The sequence below is a fragment of the Flavobacterium tibetense genome (assembly GCF_003293845.1).
GTDB classification, from domain to species: Bacteria; Bacteroidota; Bacteroidia; order Flavobacteriales; family Flavobacteriaceae; genus Flavobacterium; species Flavobacterium tibetense.
On the sequence record NZ_QLST01000004.1, the window covers coordinates 18,043 to 34,572 of the forward strand.

At 33.5% G+C, this 16,530-nt stretch carries 16 protein-coding genes; 12 read left to right on the top strand and 4 right to left on the bottom strand.

Annotated features, from left to right (window positions below):
- Positions 1–12 precede the first annotated feature (12 nt).
- The 10 genes from sufC (at position 13) to DPN68_RS04110 (ending at position 8,484) form a co-directional block, all read left to right on the top strand.
- A complete protein-coding gene (sufC, locus tag DPN68_RS04065) occupies positions 13–762 on the top strand; it encodes a Fe-S cluster assembly ATPase SufC (protein ID WP_113988376.1) in 750 nt (249 codons plus the stop codon).
- A 69-nt stretch (positions 763–831) separates the two neighbouring features.
- Positions 832–2,148 carry a Fe-S cluster assembly protein SufD gene (gene sufD / locus DPN68_RS04070; RefSeq protein ID WP_113988377.1) on the top strand — a complete coding sequence of 439 codons (1,317 nt, stop codon included), beginning with the start codon at positions 832–834 and terminating at the stop codon, positions 2,146–2,148.
- 141 nt (positions 2,149–2,289) lie between these two features.
- On the top strand, positions 2,290–3,291 hold the full coding sequence (locus tag DPN68_RS04075) for a DUF2157 domain-containing protein (protein WP_113988378.1): 1,002 nt from the start codon (positions 2,290–2,292) through the stop codon (positions 3,289–3,291).
- The gene (locus DPN68_RS04080) at positions 3,275–4,432 is read left to right on the top strand and encodes a hypothetical protein (protein ID WP_113988379.1); all 1,158 of its coding nucleotides are present in this window, start codon (positions 3,275–3,277) and stop codon (positions 4,430–4,432) included. Before DPN68_RS04075 ends, DPN68_RS04080 begins: the two co-directional genes overlap by 17 nt.
- 71 nt (positions 4,433–4,503) lie before the next feature.
- The gene (locus DPN68_RS04085; RefSeq protein WP_113988380.1) at positions 4,504–5,718 is read left to right on the top strand and encodes an aminotransferase class V-fold PLP-dependent enzyme; all 1,215 of its coding nucleotides are present in this window, start codon (positions 4,504–4,506) and stop codon (positions 5,716–5,718) included.
- Between the two features lie 12 nt (positions 5,719–5,730).
- The gene (locus tag DPN68_RS04090; protein ID WP_133256563.1) at positions 5,731–6,201 is read left to right on the top strand and encodes a hypothetical protein; all 471 of its coding nucleotides are present in this window, start codon (positions 5,731–5,733) and stop codon (positions 6,199–6,201) included.
- A 1-nt stretch (position 6,202) separates the two neighbouring features.
- Entirely contained in the window at positions 6,203–6,622 is a 420-nt protein-coding gene (locus DPN68_RS04095; protein ID WP_113988382.1) for a SufE family protein, read from the top strand.
- A gap of 65 nt (positions 6,623–6,687) precedes the next feature.
- A complete protein-coding gene (locus tag DPN68_RS04100) occupies positions 6,688–7,011 on the top strand; it encodes an SUF system Fe-S cluster assembly protein (protein WP_113988383.1) in 324 nt (107 codons plus the stop codon).
- 92 nt (positions 7,012–7,103) lie between these two features.
- Positions 7,104–7,607 (top strand): DUF2480 family protein, encoded by a 504-nt coding sequence (locus DPN68_RS04105; protein WP_113988384.1) that lies wholly within the window; start codon positions 7,104–7,106, stop codon positions 7,605–7,607.
- A 34-nt stretch (positions 7,608–7,641) separates the two neighbouring features.
- Entirely contained in the window at positions 7,642–8,484 is an 843-nt protein-coding gene (locus DPN68_RS04110; RefSeq protein WP_113988385.1) for a DUF3078 domain-containing protein, read from the top strand.
- A 48-nt stretch (positions 8,485–8,532) separates the two neighbouring features.
- Here DPN68_RS04110 and hflX read toward each other — a convergent pair whose 3' ends face one another.
- The 4 genes from hflX to DPN68_RS04130 form a co-directional block, all read right to left on the bottom strand.
- Positions 8,533–9,756, bottom strand: a complete 1,224-nt coding sequence (gene hflX / locus DPN68_RS04115; protein ID WP_113988386.1) for a GTPase HflX — start codon at positions 9,754–9,756, stop codon at positions 8,533–8,535.
- A 92-nt stretch (positions 9,757–9,848) separates the two neighbouring features.
- A complete protein-coding gene (locus DPN68_RS04120; RefSeq protein ID WP_113988387.1) occupies positions 9,849–11,219 on the bottom strand; it encodes a DUF5689 domain-containing protein in 1,371 nt (456 codons plus the stop codon).
- A gap of 5 nt (positions 11,220–11,224) precedes the next feature.
- The gene (locus tag DPN68_RS04125; RefSeq protein ID WP_113988388.1) at positions 11,225–11,851 is read right to left on the bottom strand and encodes a choice-of-anchor J domain-containing protein; all 627 of its coding nucleotides are present in this window, start codon (positions 11,849–11,851) and stop codon (positions 11,225–11,227) included.
- An 11-nt stretch (positions 11,852–11,862) separates the two neighbouring features.
- On the bottom strand, positions 11,863–14,637 hold the full coding sequence (locus DPN68_RS04130; protein ID WP_113988389.1) for a carboxypeptidase-like regulatory domain-containing protein: 2,775 nt from the start codon (positions 14,635–14,637) through the stop codon (positions 11,863–11,865).
- 139 nt (positions 14,638–14,776) lie between these two features.
- Between DPN68_RS04130 and DPN68_RS04135 the strand changes: the two genes are divergently transcribed.
- Entirely contained in the window at positions 14,777–15,877 is a 1,101-nt protein-coding gene (locus DPN68_RS04135) for an endonuclease/exonuclease/phosphatase family protein (RefSeq protein WP_113988390.1), read from the top strand.
- A 94-nt stretch (positions 15,878–15,971) separates the two neighbouring features.
- Positions 15,972–16,511, top strand: coding sequence for a 3-hydroxyanthranilate 3,4-dioxygenase (locus DPN68_RS04140; protein ID WP_113988391.1), 540 nt, complete (start codon positions 15,972–15,974; stop codon positions 16,509–16,511).
- The last annotated feature ends 19 nt before the right edge of the window (positions 16,512–16,530 follow it).

The following is a 16,530-nucleotide window of genomic DNA, read 5'->3' on the forward strand; positions in this document are numbered from 1 at the left end:
CACATTTACAAAATGTTACAGATAAAAAACTTACACGCTTCGGTAGAAGACAAAGACATATTAAAAGGAATCAACCTTGAAATTAAAGCAGGAGAAGTTCATGCGATTATGGGGCCAAACGGTGCTGGAAAATCAACCTTATCTTCTATTATTGCTGGAAACGAAAATTACGAAGTTTCTCAAGGAGAAATCTTTTTAGATGGAGAAGAAATTTCAGAATTAGCTCCAGAAGAAAGAGCGCACAAGGGTGTTTTCTTATCGTTTCAATATCCAGTGGAAATTCCAGGAGTTTCGGTAACGAATTTCATCAAAACGGCAATTAACGAAAGCAGAAAAGCCAACGGAAAAGAGGAAATGCCAGCTAACGAAATGTTGAAGTTAATCCGTGAAAAATCGGAATTATTGGAAATGGACAGAAAATTCTTGTCGCGTTCGTTAAACGAAGGTTTTTCAGGTGGTGAGAAGAAACGTAATGAAATCTTCCAAATGGCAATGTTAGAACCAAAAATCGCAATTCTGGACGAAACTGATTCAGGTTTGGATATCGATGCTTTACGAATTGTTGCCAACGGTGTAAACAAATTGAAAAACGAAAACAACGCGGTGTTAGTCATTACGCACTACCAACGTTTGTTAGAATATATCGTTCCAGATTACGTTCACGTATTAATGGACGGAAAAATCGTAAAAACAGGAGGAGCAGATTTAGCTTTAGAGTTAGAAGAAAAAGGTTACGATTGGATTAAAAACGAGTTGGTTTAACTGTTTGTAGTTTATTGTTTATTGTTCTTGCAACTATAAACTAAAAACCATAAACCATAAACATTAAATATGGAATTAAAAGATAAAATGATAGCTTCCTTCATGGCTTTTGAAGAAAAAATCAAAGACAATGAAGATTTGCACGAAGTTCGAAATCACGCCATAAAAAATTTCGAAAACAAAGGTTTCCCTACTAAAAAAGAGGAAGCTTGGAAATATACATCGTTAAATTCGATTTTAAAAAATGATTTTTCGGTTTTCCCAAAGAAAGAAAATACGATAGAATTTAAAGATGTAAAAAAGTATTTCTTACATGAAATTGACACGTACAAAGTAGTTTTCATTGACGGAATTTTCAGTTCGTTTTTGTCTTCAACTACGCATGATGGTCTAGATGTTTGCTTGATGTCTTCGGCATTAACAAAACCGAAATACAAAATGGTAATTGATACCTATTTTAATCAAATTGCCAATAAAGAAGAAAGTTTAACTTCTCTAAATACTGCATTTTCGTTGGAAGGTGCTTATATCAACATTCCAAAAAGTAAAGTGGTTGAAAAACCAATCGAAATCATCTATTTTTCAACTGGAAATGAAGCGGCTTTAATGGTGCAACCTCGAAATTTGGTCATTGTTGGAGAAAACGCTCACGTGCAAATCGTAGAACGTCATCAGAGTTTAAATAGCAATCCCGTTTTAACGAATTCGGTTACCGAAATTTTCGCTCAGAAACGCGCGATTGTAGATTATTACAAAGTACAAAACGATGTGCAAACCGCTAATTTGATTGACAATACATACATTGCCCAAAAGCAAGAGAGTAGAGTAGCAGTGCATACGTTTTCTTTTGGTGGAAACATCACAAGAAATAACTTGAATTTCTATCATCAAGGTGAAAGAATTGATTCAACGTTAAAAGGAATTACCATTATTGGCGATAAACAACACGTAGATCATTATACTTTGGTACAACACGCAACACCAAATTGCGAAAGCCACCAAAACTATAAAACGATTTTACACGATAGTTCCACCGGAGTTTTCAATGGAAAAATCTATGTAGAAAAAGAAGCTCAAAAAACCGATGCTTTCCAACAAAATAACAACATTTTAATTGGCGATAAAGCCACTATCAACGCAAAACCACAATTGGAAATCTTTGCCGATGATGTAAAATGTTCGCACGGTTGTACGATTGGACAATTAGATGAAAGCGCTATGTTCTACATGCAACAACGCGGAATTCCGAAAAAAGAAGCGAAAGCCTTGTTGATGTATGCCTTTACAAGCGAAGTAACAAACAGTGTAAAGATTCCTGAATTAAAAGCAAAAATCGCAAGAATTATTGCTGAAAAATTAGGAGTGAATATGGGATTTGATTTGTAGCATCAAACCACAAATACACCAAGTAATACACAAAGAGCGCAAGGTTTTCTACTTTGCGCTCTTTTTTATATTATAAGACTGATTTGATTGTTTCTGTTCAATCAACTAAGAATTTCCTTATCTTTATTCAAATTTTAATTTATGGAAAAATCCCATTTTTCAGAAATACTACTTCAAAAACTCCATCAAAAAGAGTTTTTAAACGAAAATGACTTGGAGGAAATTGTGATTTATCAAAAGAAAGGCATTTTTTCGTTGCGAAGCGAATTACTTTTGATGATTTACTTTTCGGTAATCCTATTTACTTCTGGAATTGGAGTAATTGTGTATAACAACATCGATTCTATTGGGCATTTAGCAATTCTATCGGCTAATTTTATTTTGATGTTGGTTTGCTTTTATTTTAGTTTTAAAAAAGCAAAAGGTTATGCCAATGATGAGGTCGTATTTGAAAATCCGTTGTATGATTATTTGGTTTTAACCGGAAGTTTGTTGGCTTGTATTTTTTTGGGTTACATCAATTTTCAATACCAAATTTTTGACGAATCGTATGCTTATGTTTCTTTGATTTCGGCTTTGCTTTGCTTTTTTGTTGCGTATTATTTTGATAATCGAATTGTGCTTTCTCTTGCTATTACTAGTTTGGCAGCATTCATTGGAATTTCTATATCACCAAAAAGTATATTTCAAAATGAAATCTATTCTAGTTTACAATTAACGTATTCTGGATTGGTTTTAGGAATTGGTTTGCTAGTTTGGATGGAACACAGTTTAAAAACCAAAATCAAAGCACATTTTCACTTTGTTTATGCTACGTTTGCTTTGCACTTGTTGGGCGTTTGTATTATGGCTGGTTTACTTTCGGAACATTGGTTTGTTTTTATTCCAATTTTAATTGGATTTGTCTATTTTTTCTACAAATTTAGTTATCGTGTTTTAGCTACGTCACTTTTTGCATTTATGCTGTTGTATGGTTATTTTGGCGTGAATATTTTGATTGGTAAATTCCTGTTCTATATTGATTTTGGATTTTTTCATCAATTAGTAATTATGGTTTCTCCATTTTATGTAATAGCCAGTATTTATTTCTTTATCCGATTAGTGAAACAATTTAATGCCGAAAAGAATGCAAGCGTACAATAAATCCGAATTAGAAAACTATTTTTTGGCCGAAGAAGCGAAAAAATTATTCCAAAAGAAATTTCTTTCTAAAGCGCAATTACAAATAGTAAGTGCTCAATTAGCCCAATTGAAATCCAATTCCAATATTTTCTTTCGAATCGGGTTTTTTCTATTGGGAAACTTTCTGCTTTCATCTGTAATTAGTGCTATTTCGGTGATTTTACTTCAGTTAATTACAGAGCAATATCAAATCATGTTCTTTTTTTACGCTATTGTGGCTTACATTGGATTGGAAGTTTTGGTAAGAATGAAATTTTTCCGACACGGATTAGATGATGCTTTCTTGCTTTCCGCCCAAATATCACTTTTAATTGGCATTGGCATTCTTACGGAAGCTTTTTTGCCGGTTTTAATAACAATGTTGGTTCTAGGCGTATTTTTTGCTATTCGATTCATCAATACCATTTCGGCTTTATTGGCTTTTATAGGTTTGGTTGGCATTTTTTTCAATGTAATTGTTGAACATGATGTTATGCCCAAGTTTTATCTGTCGTTTGTTGGATTACTACTTGCGATTATAGTTTACTTTTTTGTAGTTCATTTAAGTAAAAACCAAAATTATTATCCGTATTTTAAAACTTTTGATACCCTTCGAGTAGCCAGTTTGCTTTTAGGTTATTTGTCGATGAATTATTTAGTAGTTCGTGAGTTATCTGAATCTTTAATGAATTTAACCATTACCAATACTTCCGATGTTCCGTTCGCAATTGTTTTTTATGTGCTCACGTTTTTAATTCCGTTGCTTTATTTCTTTTTGGGAATCAAGTGGAAAGACAAATTAGTTTTATATTCAGGATTATTAACGCTGGCATTTGGATTTTACTCCATTCGCCATTATTACTATTTCTTCCCAATAGAATACGTAATGGTCATCAGCGGAATTTTACTTTTTGGATTAGCGTATTTGATTATCCAACAATTAAAAAACAAAACAGAAGGCGTAACTTTCCAACCCGATAGAGATTCCGACAATTCGTTGTTGTTAAACACGCAAGCCGTTTTATCATTAGCTAATGCAACTACTCCAGCGCCAACACAATCCAACCCAATGGAATTTGGCGGCGGCGGTTTTAGTGGAGGTGGAGCGGGAGAGCAATTTTAATTCGATTTTAACCTTTATTTATTCCAATTATAAACAATCAAATCGTAAATTTGTCCTCAAATAGAATGAAAATGTTTGATGTTCAAAAAGTAAGAGCTGATTTTCCCATTTTATCGCAAAAAGTAAATGGTAAACCCTTGGTGTATTTTGATAACGGAGCTACTTCGCAAAAACCGCAAGTGGTTATCGATGCTATTTCTAAATATTATAGCGAAATCAACGCCAATATTCATCGCGGTGTTCACACGTTGAGTCAACTGGCTACAGTTGCATATGAAACTTCACGAAACACGATTCAAGATCACTTAAACGCCAAACACAATCACGAAATCATTTTTACTTCAGGAACTACTTTCGGAATTAATTTGGTAGCAAATGGTTTTTCAAGTTTGCTAAAAGCAGGCGATGAGGTGATGGTTTCGGCTTTGGAACATCACAGCAACATTGTGCCTTGGCAATTTTTATGTGAAAAAACAGGAGCGAAGTTGGTCGTAATTCCAATGAATGAAAAAGGAGAATTAGTAATTTCAGCATTCGACAACTTACTTTCCGAAAAAACTAAAATCGTAACCGTAAATCACATTTCAAACGCCTTAGGAACGGTTAACCCAATTGAATACATCATCAAAAAAGCACATGGAGTAGGAGCGGCCGTTTTAATTGACGGAGCACAAGCAACACCACATTTACGTCCAGATGTACAAGCATTGGATTGTGATTTTTATGTGTTTTCAGGACATAAAGTTTGCGGACCAACAGGCGTTGGAATTTTATATGGAAAAGAAGAATGGTTGCGAAAATTACCACCGTATCAAGGCGGAGGCGAAATGATTGCTGAAGTTACTTTCGAAAAAACTACTTATGCTGATTTACCGCATAAATTTGAAGCCGGAACGCCTAATATTTCTGGTGGAATTGTTCTTGGAACCGCAATTGATTATATGAATTCGATAGGTTTTGATAATATTGCCACTTACGAACACGAATTATTAGTCTACGGAACTAAAAGATTACAAGAAATCGAAGGTGTAACGATTTACGGAACTACAGAAAACAAAACTTCAGTAATTTCGTTTAATATTGAAGGGATTCATCCGTATGACATTGGCACAATTATAGATAAGTTAGGTATAGCGGTTAGAACTGGTCATCATTGTGCCCAACCTATCATGAATTTTTTCAATATTCCAGGAACGATAAGAGCGAGTTTTGCGTTTTATAATACCAAAGAAGAAATTGATATCTTTGTAGAAGCGGTTAAAAAAGCACAAATGATGTTATCTTAAAAAATGAAAATTATGAAAGCAGTTACTTTATTTATCACAAGTGTGGTTTTTTTCTTGGGTTGTAATTGCAAAAAAGCAACATCAATGACAAATTACACCATTAATGACCCTATGACAAATTCACAGGAATTACCAATATTAATTTATGATTCACACACGAGAGGTTTTTATAAATTGATTACAATCGAAAAAGGTAAAATTTCTGTTTTAACAACTAGAGAAGGGCAACCTATCACTAAAGTATTAAGCGCTTCTGAATTAGAGGAGTTAAAAAGTCTAGTGACTAAGTTGGATTTAAATAAAATTCCAACATTAGAAGCGCCAACCGAAAAGCGTTTTTATGATGGTGCACCCATAACAAACTTGGAAGTAATTAAAGCGAATCAAAGCTATAAAACAACTGATTTCGATGGTGGATTTCCGCCGGCTTACATTGAGGAATTGGTAAATAAAATTTTAGAAATTGCAGATAAAGTAGAATAAGATGACCATAAAAGCCATACAAGAAGATATTGTAGACGAGTTTTCAATGTTTGACGACTGGATGCAACGCTACGAATACATTATTGAATTAGGAAAATCACTTCCTTTGATTGATGAACAATACAAAGTAGACGAAAACATCATCAAAGGTTGCCAATCCAAAGTTTGGGTTCACGGTAAAGAACAAGACGGAAAAATCGTTTTTACAGCCGATAGTGATGCGATTTTAACTAAAGGAATTATAGCGATTTTAATTCGTGCTTTTTCTAACCAATCACCAAAGGATATCTTAGAAGCCAATACGGATTTTATTGACGAAATTGGATTAAAAGAACATTTATCACCAACAAGAGCTAATGGGTTGGTTTCAATGATAAAACAAATAAAAATGTATGCTTTAGCCTTTCAAGCAAAGCAATAATTAGTCTCAGTTTGCAGTTTTCTAATTGCTCTGAGACTGAAAACTGAGACTGAAAACTTAATAATATGGAAGAATTTAACGATACAATCAACTTAGGCGAAAACGTAGTCAAAGTTTTAAAAGGAATTTACGACCCAGAAATTCCAGTAGATATTTACGAATTAGGTTTAATCTATGACGTGATGATTAATGAAGATAACGATGTGAAAATCTTAATGACATTAACCTCGCCAAACTGTCCAGTAGCAGAAACGTTACCAATGGAAGTAGAAGAGAAAGTAAAATCTATTGATGAGGTAAAATCTTGTGAAGTAGAAATTACTTTTGATCCGCCTTGGAGCAAAGATTTAATGAGCGAAGAAGCAAAATTAGAATTAGGTATGTTGTAAAATAGTTAGCAGTCGCAGTCACAGTGAGCAGTTTATGAGCTTCTTACTGAAAACTGCGACTGAAAACTGCGACTGAAAACTGCGACTAAGATATGGACGAAATAGTAAACAAAGTAGCGCAAAGTTCGTTGATGGTTTTCGATTTAGAAGATTACTTTCCGGACAATCATGTGGTAGATTTAGATATTTCCCAATGGTTATTAGAAGGTTTTATTCTGAAAGAATCCGATTTTAGAACCCAATTAAAACACACTGATTTTTCAATTTACCAAGATAAATATGTAGCCTTATGTTGTTCCACAGATGCTGTTTTGCCTGCTTGGGCATTCACTTTGGTTACGGTTCATTTGGCACCATTTGCTCTAAAAGTAATTCATGGCTCAAAAAAGGCTGCTATTATAGAATGGTACCAAGATATTTTGAATAAATTAGACTACACAGATTATTTTCAAAAACCAGTCATCTTAAAAGGGTGTTCCAAAAAACCAGTTCCCAACGAAGTTTATACATTGGCAATTCAAAAATTAATGAAAGTTTCCAAAAGTGTTATGTTTGGTGAGGCTTGTTCGGCTGTTCCTTTGTTTAAAAATAAATAAATATCTTTGTGCCTTTAATTTTAAAACTTGAAGGATGAAAAGGTTTTTATTTTTAACATTATTTGTTACTGTGACAACTATTGCGCAAGAAACAACTATTGATACTACAAAACATTGGTCAAGAAAAGGTGTTTTCACGCTTTTAGCCAATCAATCGTCTTTTGATAATTGGTTAGCTGGTGGTCAGAATAACTTTGCTGGAAATGCCAATATTAATTACGATTTCAATTATAAAAATGGCGATTGGAATTGGGATAATAAAATTATCGCAGCTTATGGTTTAACCAAAATTAAAGGTGCGGATACTCAAAAAACAGATGACAGAATTGAGTTTAATTCCTTATTAGGTAAAAAAGCATCTGGAAATTGGTTTTATTCTGCTTTTTTCAATTTCAAAACTCAGATGGATACAGGTTTAGATCCAGCGACTAGAACCACTAAAATTTCTCATTTCTTTTCACCAGCATTTTTTCAATTAGGGCCTGGTATGTTATGGAAAAAAAGTGATAATTTGAAAGTAAATTTTGCTCCAGCAACGTCAAGAGTAATTTTAGTTCATGATCATTTTACCGAATTTGGACCTTCTTTTGGTGTAGAGCAAGGAGAAACAACTCGTTTTGAATTTGGAGCAGCAATAAATGGGTACTATAAATTCCAAATCATGGAAAATGTCTCTGTTGAAAATATTTTAAACTTATATTCCAATTATTTAGATGAGGCAAAAAATGTTGATATTGATTACCAATTGAACATTGTAATGAAAATCAATAAATATTTATCTACCAATTTTGCTTTCCAGACCATTTATGATGATAACGCTTTTAAAGGTTTTCAAACCCGTCAAGTGATTGGTGTAGGATTCAATGCTAACTTTTAATCAGAACTGGCTTATAACACAAAAAAGACCTCAATTGAGGTCTTTTTTTTATTCGTTTTCAACAGCATCTTTGTAATCAGGATACAAAAACTTGTTATATGGAAATCTCGTAATATGAATTTCCCTAACGGCTTCGTATACTTTTTCTCTGAACTCTTCAAAATTAGCTTTTTCAGTTGCAGAAATGAATAAGGTATTTTTATCACCTAATTTGCTCATCCAAGTGTTTTTCCAATCTTCCAAAGTGTAATGCTTGGTTGTTTTTTCAATAGTAATATCGTTTTCATCGTATTGTAACGATTGGTAAGCATCAATTTTGTTAAAAACCATGATGGTTGGTTTGTCAGCACTTTTAATGTCTTGTAAAATTTGGTTTACCGATTCAATATGATCTTCGAAGTCGGGATGTGAAATATCAACCACATGAAGCAACAAATCGGCTTCTCTAACTTCATCTAATGTACTTTTAAACGATTCAACTAGTTGCGTTGGTAATTTTCTAATAAATCCAACGGTATCGCTTAAAAGAAATGGTAAATTCTTAATTACTGTTTTTCTAACAGTTGTATCAAGAGTTGCAAATAATTTGTTTTCTACAAACACATCACTTTTTCCAACAGCATTCATTAAAGTTGATTTTCCAACATTGGTATAACCAACTAAAGCTACACGAACCATAGCGCCACGATTGCTTCGTTGCGTTGCCATTTGTTTGTCAATTACTTTAATTTTATCTTTTAGCAAGGATATTCTATCACGCACAATACGACGGTCAGTTTCAATTTCCGTTTCTCCAGGACCGCGCATTCCAATTCCTCCTTTTTGGCGCTCTAAGTGTGTCCACATTCCAGTTAAACGTGGAAGTAAATATTGACATTGCGCCAATTCTACTTGCGTTCTTGCATAGGATGTTTCAGCTCTTTGAGCAAAAATATCCAAAATAAGATTGGTTCTGTCCAAAACCTTACAATCTAACTCTTTGGTAATATTTTTGGATTGCGAAGGTGTTAATTCGTCATCAAAAATTACGGTTTTGATGTCGTTGTCCTTGATGAAGTATTTAATTTCTTCCAATTTTCCGGTTCCGACAAAGGTTTTTGGATTGGGCTTATCCATTTTTTGAGAAAAACGTTTAATAACCGTACCTCCAGCGGTATAAGTAAGGAATTCCAACTCATCAAGATATTCTTTGAGTTTTTCTTCACTTTGGTTTTGCGTTACAATTCCAATTACTATTGATTTTTCAAAGTCAATAACTTCTTTCTCTAACATAATCGTTCTTTATATAGTACAAAGGTAGCGAAATAGTAATCATAAAAAAAGCGACTCAATTGAGTCGCTTTAGTTTATAAAAAGTAATGCAATTAGTTAATTACAATATTGTCAATTTGCATTGTCGTTGTTGGTCCACTTGTTCCGTTTCCAACATATTCAAACACGAAATAACCGTTTCCAGTAATTCCTGCTGGAATATTGTAAACACCACTCGCAGTAAAATCTGTTGGATAACCAGAAGGTAATCCTGGAGAAATAGTAAAGTTTGATGTGATATCTACTAAAGTTGCAGAAGTTATTTGACTTCCTGGTGTATAATTAGTTGTATAGTAAACTTTCAAAACATTTCCATTTGCAAAACCTGCTTTTGTTTCAAAAGACAAAGTATTTGCTGCGGTCATATTTACTGGAACGATGAATAAACTTCTATTTGCTTCAGGAGTTCCACCAAAAGATGACATTTGAATATAAGTATTTCCACCAAATATTTTTCTTTCCCAATATCTACTTCCTACAGCAGCATCGTTGATGTATTTAGGGAAGTTTCTTTGGTTTGTTGTGGTATAAGATGTAAAAGGCTCATTCAATGTGGCATCAAAATTTAATGCATTACCAACTATTGGAGGGAAAAAGTCAATATCTAATCTAGGATTAGTCAATTTAACATCATTAAGTGTTCTAACCATAAATTGGAATGTAGATCCAAATTTTGTTAGAACGCCTCTAATTTTTCCACTTCCTTCTGGAATGGCGTTTGCTGAAAAAGTAGCGAACGAACTTACTCTCACAATAATTTTATTACCAAATTCATCAGTAATTTCATGATTTGTTGCGCCACCTGGACTTGGTAGACTTTCGTCAAAATAAGTTTTCCCTAGTGATGCATCAGTAAATTGAACATTATCAAACTCAATTAGCTTGTTCAAGTTAGCGTTATTTAATGCTTGAGTAATTGTAATATTGTTTACAATCTCATCTTCATTTACTTTTTCACAAGAGCGTAAGATAATATCTTGGTATTCTACACCCGAAATACGACCAACACCACCATTGAAAGAAGATCCAATTACCGTACTATTGTTCTGAACGTTGTAAAAACGATTGTCCATTTTAATATATACTTTTCTTCCTGGTTCAAATCTATTATATAGATTGTATGAATCAACAGGAACACTAAAACCTACTCCGCCATCAGTAGCAATCATAGAGATTGATTTAAAGAAATTCCCTCCTTCATCACTAGAAGTTATGTAAGCTTCAATAAAGTCGTCACCTTCTTCATTGTTAGGGTACTCTGTTGCAGTTGCAGTTGCTGAACTTGTAATTGTATTTACTTGTACATTTGCATCAATGGTTACACACTCGTTAGATAAATCAGGTGTACCGTAGTCATCGCCATTTACACAACTTACTAAAGTTGCAAAAAAAGCAGGGATTAATAAAAATTTAATATTTTTCATAGCTATTAATTTTCAAAAACTTTAATATTATCTAATTGGTAAGTAGTGGTTACCCCAGCTCTGCTTCCAGTATATTTAAAAGCGATTCTAACATTTTCACTGTTGTAAGCGCTTAAATCTATATTGCCGCTATTTAAAAATACATCCTCTTGACCTGAAACAGGTAAAATAGGATTTAATTCTGTCCAAGTAGCAGTTGTTAAACCCGCCTGAGTACCGTCATAATCTTCAGAAATAAAAACAGTTAGAGCAGCTCCTTGCCAAAAACGAATTTTAGTATCAAATGAAAACAATTCGCTTTCAGTAGTAGTTAAATCTAAAGCAGGTGTAATTAGCCATGCTTCGTCATTTGTGCCATTTGCAGAAAAGAATGATGAAAATTCAGCATATTTATTTGAACTAAAAATTCTTGCATGCCATAATCTAGTACTTGTAGTGTTGAAATTCAACCAACCTTCAATACTAATTGGCACTTCTGTTGAGCCACTACCTGTAGTTGATGTTTCAAATCCTTCACTTAAAATCAATTGTTTGATAGGTGGAATATCAAAATCATCTTCTTTCACACAACTTGTTAAAACACTTGAAGAAAGTGCTAACAAGAAAACGATTTTTAAAATGTTATTTTTCATATTGCAATTTTTTAGAAATTAATGTAGAAGTTAACGAAGTACGTTCTTCCAAAACCATAGAAATACTTAGGACCAAAGCTTGGAGTTCCGTTAGCTAAATCTTGTTGTAAATCAGGGAAAGTTGCCTTTCTTGATTGTTCGAAACCTCCAGTTTTGTATTCTACATCAAATATGTTGTTGATAGAAGCGAAGAAACCAAATGTATCTCTAGTTTTACGACTGATTCTCCATGATTTACCACCAATTAAATTCACAAGCATAAAGCTATCAAATTTTTCTTGTTTTAGCAAATCTCTTACTGATTGGTTATTTGCACCAGGAAAAGAAACACCTGTGTTATCATCAATTGTAAAATTATCTGTTCTTAAAATATTTGAAGCATCAATATACGAATCAGCTAAATAATTGGCATTAGCTCCAATCCACCAGAAATTTGGGTTACGGTATTCTAAACCAACAGAATATGCTTGTTGAGGTATTCCTGCTTGTCTCAAGCCTTTGATGTAATTGGTTCCAAAATCAGTAACTGGGTTTTGACCAATAGCGGCTAGGTTATCATCGTTTGTTCTTAATCGTGCATTATCAGAGAAAATATATTGTCCGTAAGATGCAGCAGCAGTTGCTTTAATGGTTGAAGTAATTTGGTATTCTAAACCAAGTTCAAGACCCATATTTTGTTTGTCAATTCCTGTTACGACTTCACTTACGAATGAATCCTCATCTCCACCAGCATCACCAATACTTTCAGCATAGAAGAAAGAAATTTCTGTTGCGTCTTTGATTTTGGTATAGAAACCAGTTAAGCGCGCTTTTAATTTTGGCGCTCTAATGATGTAACTTGCATCAGCACTAACAATAGACTCACTAACTAAATCAGTAGTAATATTGTTGTTTAAACGTGCGTTTGAAAAGGTATTTCTTAAGTTTGGCGCTTGTGTCATGTAAAGACCATTAAAATCTAATAAATGACGACCAGTTAATTTATATGTTAATCCTCCTTTGAATCCAAAATTTTCAAAAATGGCCTTATCACCTTTTCCAAAAGAATTATCAGCATAAATACCGTTTCTATATAAACCTTCTCTTTGGTATTCTGATCTTGAGAACGATTGTGCTAAATAAAAATCCGCTTTATCATAAGTAAATTTAAACTGCGTAAAACCGTCGATTGTAGTAGCAAATAAGTTATAGTTATAACCGTATTTATCGCCTTCTCCAACTTGTCTATTTGGATTGTTTAAGTCAGGTTGTGCTGCATTTCCAGCAAAGAAAGGATCAATGTCTAGGAAATATTGACCACCCATTAAGTCTAATAGGTTTTGGAAATTATTAGATTTTAATCTTCTAAAGTTTGCTCCTGCATTAATTGTTAAATTATCAGAAACATTAGAGTTTAAGATAGTATTAGCGCTCCATAATTTATCATCTGTTCTATCTTCATATAAAGCATAAACACTTCTTCCTGGGTTAGCGCTGTTTTGGTTTGCTATATACATGGCGTTCCAATCAATTTGAGAACGAGATCTAAAAATATTAGCATAAGTTTGAAACTCATCAGGAGATAATCCGCCAGCTAAATTACTGAAAAAACTAGGTAAGTTTTGGTAGTAAGTTGGATCAGGATTATTTGCATTTTGGAAGTCTAAACGCGAGTTTCCAATTGAACCTGTTTGGAAAGCAACATTGGTGTTCAAAGAAGTTCTATCTGTAATTTTCCAGAAATGAGATAACATGTTGATTGGCTCAGCAATGTCCTTATCTCTTGAATTTCTTTTTTTACCATCTTGCCAACCCCAATATGAGTTGTAACGAACTCCCATTATATTATTTACTTCTTCAGTATTTGGTGAGTTTTTACCTCTACTGTTTTGTGCGTAAATAGAGGTAAAATTTAAACTGTGTTTGTCATTAAATTTCTTTTCAACACTTGCAAAAAGAGAGTTTGCACCGTAATCAGTTCCTTCGAAGTAACCTTCTTGTGCCCATCTTCTTGAACCCGAAACTACAAACGCCCAACCATTTTTATCTAAACCTGAAGCATGGGTTGCCATAGCTCTCCAGCTGTAATTCGAATTTGTCCCAGAAAAAGTAATACGATTTCCTGGTCTAAAATAAGAAGCTCTTGTATTAATTTCTTGTGTTCCTAAAGCATTACCAAAAGTGTAATCAGAAGGAGCAGAACCCATTGTAAATTCTTGGTTTCTTGTAGCGTCATTTAATCCGCCCCAGTTGCTCCATTGAGGTCTACCATCATATAATTTATTCATTACAATACCATTAATCATCGTAGTACTGTATTGGTTGTCTAAACCTCTAATTCTAAAACGTGCTTGCCCCCAGTTGAAAGCTGCTGTTTGTTGGTATGTGTCTCTTGCAGCTTGTAATAAACCAGAAGTACTTTCCGACCCACTATTATCATCTCCTAAATCATTTTCTGTAATTGTAACCAAACTTAGTTGTAATTCTGAAGCTAAGTCTACTTCTAAAATAATTACTCCTAAATCTAGGGCTTCACCCAAAGTAGGTTCTAAAACTAAGGTTTGTGTTACATAACCAAAAGTTTTAATAACCACAACATCTGATTTTTCGGCAATCGATTGAAAAACAAAGTTACCGCCAAAATCAGTTAAAACCGTTTGATTACTGCTTTGTAAAGTAACGGTTACATTTTGTAAAGGTTTTTGTGTTTTTTGATCAACAACCTTACCTTTTAAGGCAGGATTTTGCTGAGCGAAAACAAAAACAGCTTGTAGCACAAATAAAATGCTTAATACAAGTTTTTTCATAAATGAAATTAAAATTAATAAAAGGTTAATAGTTAAGTAATTAAAACTTAACAGCCTGCAAATGTATAACTTTTAATAATATTATTTACCTTTGGCACCCAATTTGTATTAAAATTGACAGTAACATAACATACATTTTATGAAAATGAAACATTTTTTAGCAAGTTTTGTAATGCTATTCGTTGTAAATCAAGGGTTTACTCAAGCGAAAAACTTCAAAATTCAAACCATTGCTTTTTACAACGTTGAAAATTTATTTGATACCATTAATGATCCAAAAATTAATGACGACGAGTATACGCCAACAAGAGGTTGGACGAATAAAAACTACAGAAAGAAATTAGATAACTTAAGTAGAGTTATTCCTGAAATAGGCACGGGTGAGAATCAAAAGAACGCTCCTGTAGTAATAGGGTTGTGTGAAGTTGAAAATAGAGGTGTTCTTGAAGACTTAATCAAGCATCCTAAAATGGTTCCTCACGGTTATAGTATTATTCATTTCGATTCTCCAGACGGAAGAGGAATTGACACTGCTTTATTATACCAAAGTAAATATTTTACACCAACTAGCTATACTAATGTTCCTTTGTTAATCTATAGAGATGCTGAAGAACAAAAAAAGTCAGATGAAAAAGAAGAAGAAGGTGATGATAAAACCGTTGCCGATACCAAAAGCAAGCGCGTTTATACAAGAGATCAATTATTAGTAACAGGTTATTTAGATGGAGAAGAAATTAGTTTTATCGTAAATCACTGGCCATCGCGTTCAGGTGGAGAGAAAAGAAGTAGCCCTTATCGTGAAGCAGCGGGTCGTTTAAATAGACAAATTATTGACTCGTTATACAAAATCAATCCAAATGCTAAGGTAATTACAATGGGAGATTTGAATGACGGTCCAATGAATAAAAGTGTGAAAAAAGAATTAGGCGCTAAAGGGAAAAAATCAGATGTTAAAGAATTTGGCATTTACAACCCAATGGAAGAAATGTCTAAAAAAGGAATTGGGACATTAGCTTATCGAGATTCTTGGGATCTGTTTGACCAAATGATGTTAACCGAACCATTGGTAAGAAAAGAAGCAACAGGTTGGATGTATTGGAAAGCAGGAGTATATAACAAACCTTTTTTAGTTCAAAAAGAAGGTAGATGGAAAGGATATCCTTTACGAAACTCTAATGGAGTTCCAGGCTTTTCCGATCACTTCCCAGTGTATGTGTATTTGATTAAAGAGGTTAGATAAATAAAAGATAGTAAATTTAAAAAGGTTAGTTGGTAACAAAAATTACAGCTAACCTTTTTTCTTTTTTGTAACTTTACCTTTTAATTTGTAAAAGATGAAAATTCAAAAGCCGTTCAATTTGAACCAATGGATTGAAGAAAACCGCCATTTGTTGCAACCACCCGTTGGAAATAAAACCATTTACGACGAAACATCGGAAGATTATATCGTGATGATTGTGGGCGGACCCAATGCCAGAAAAGATTACCATTACAACGAAACGGAAGAATTATTTTACCAATTGGAAGGTGAAATCACTATTTTCATTCAAGAAGAGGGAGAAAAGAAAGCGATGCAATTAGGTCCAGGTGATATGTATTTACATCCGGCCAAAACACCGCATTCGCCATCAAGAACTGCGGGTTCGGTTGGTTTAGTAATCGAAAGAAAACGCGCTGGAAAAGGATTTACCGATGGTTTACTTTGGTATTGCGATACTTGCAACAACAAATTACACGAAGTCTATTTCGAGTTACACGATATTGAAAAGGATTTTCTACCGCATTTCCAAGAGTTTTACAGTTCTGAAGAAAAAAGAACGTGTCAAAAATGTGGTACTGTAATGGAAACGAATTCGAAGTTTACAAAAAAATAATGCAGTAACACAAAGTTCC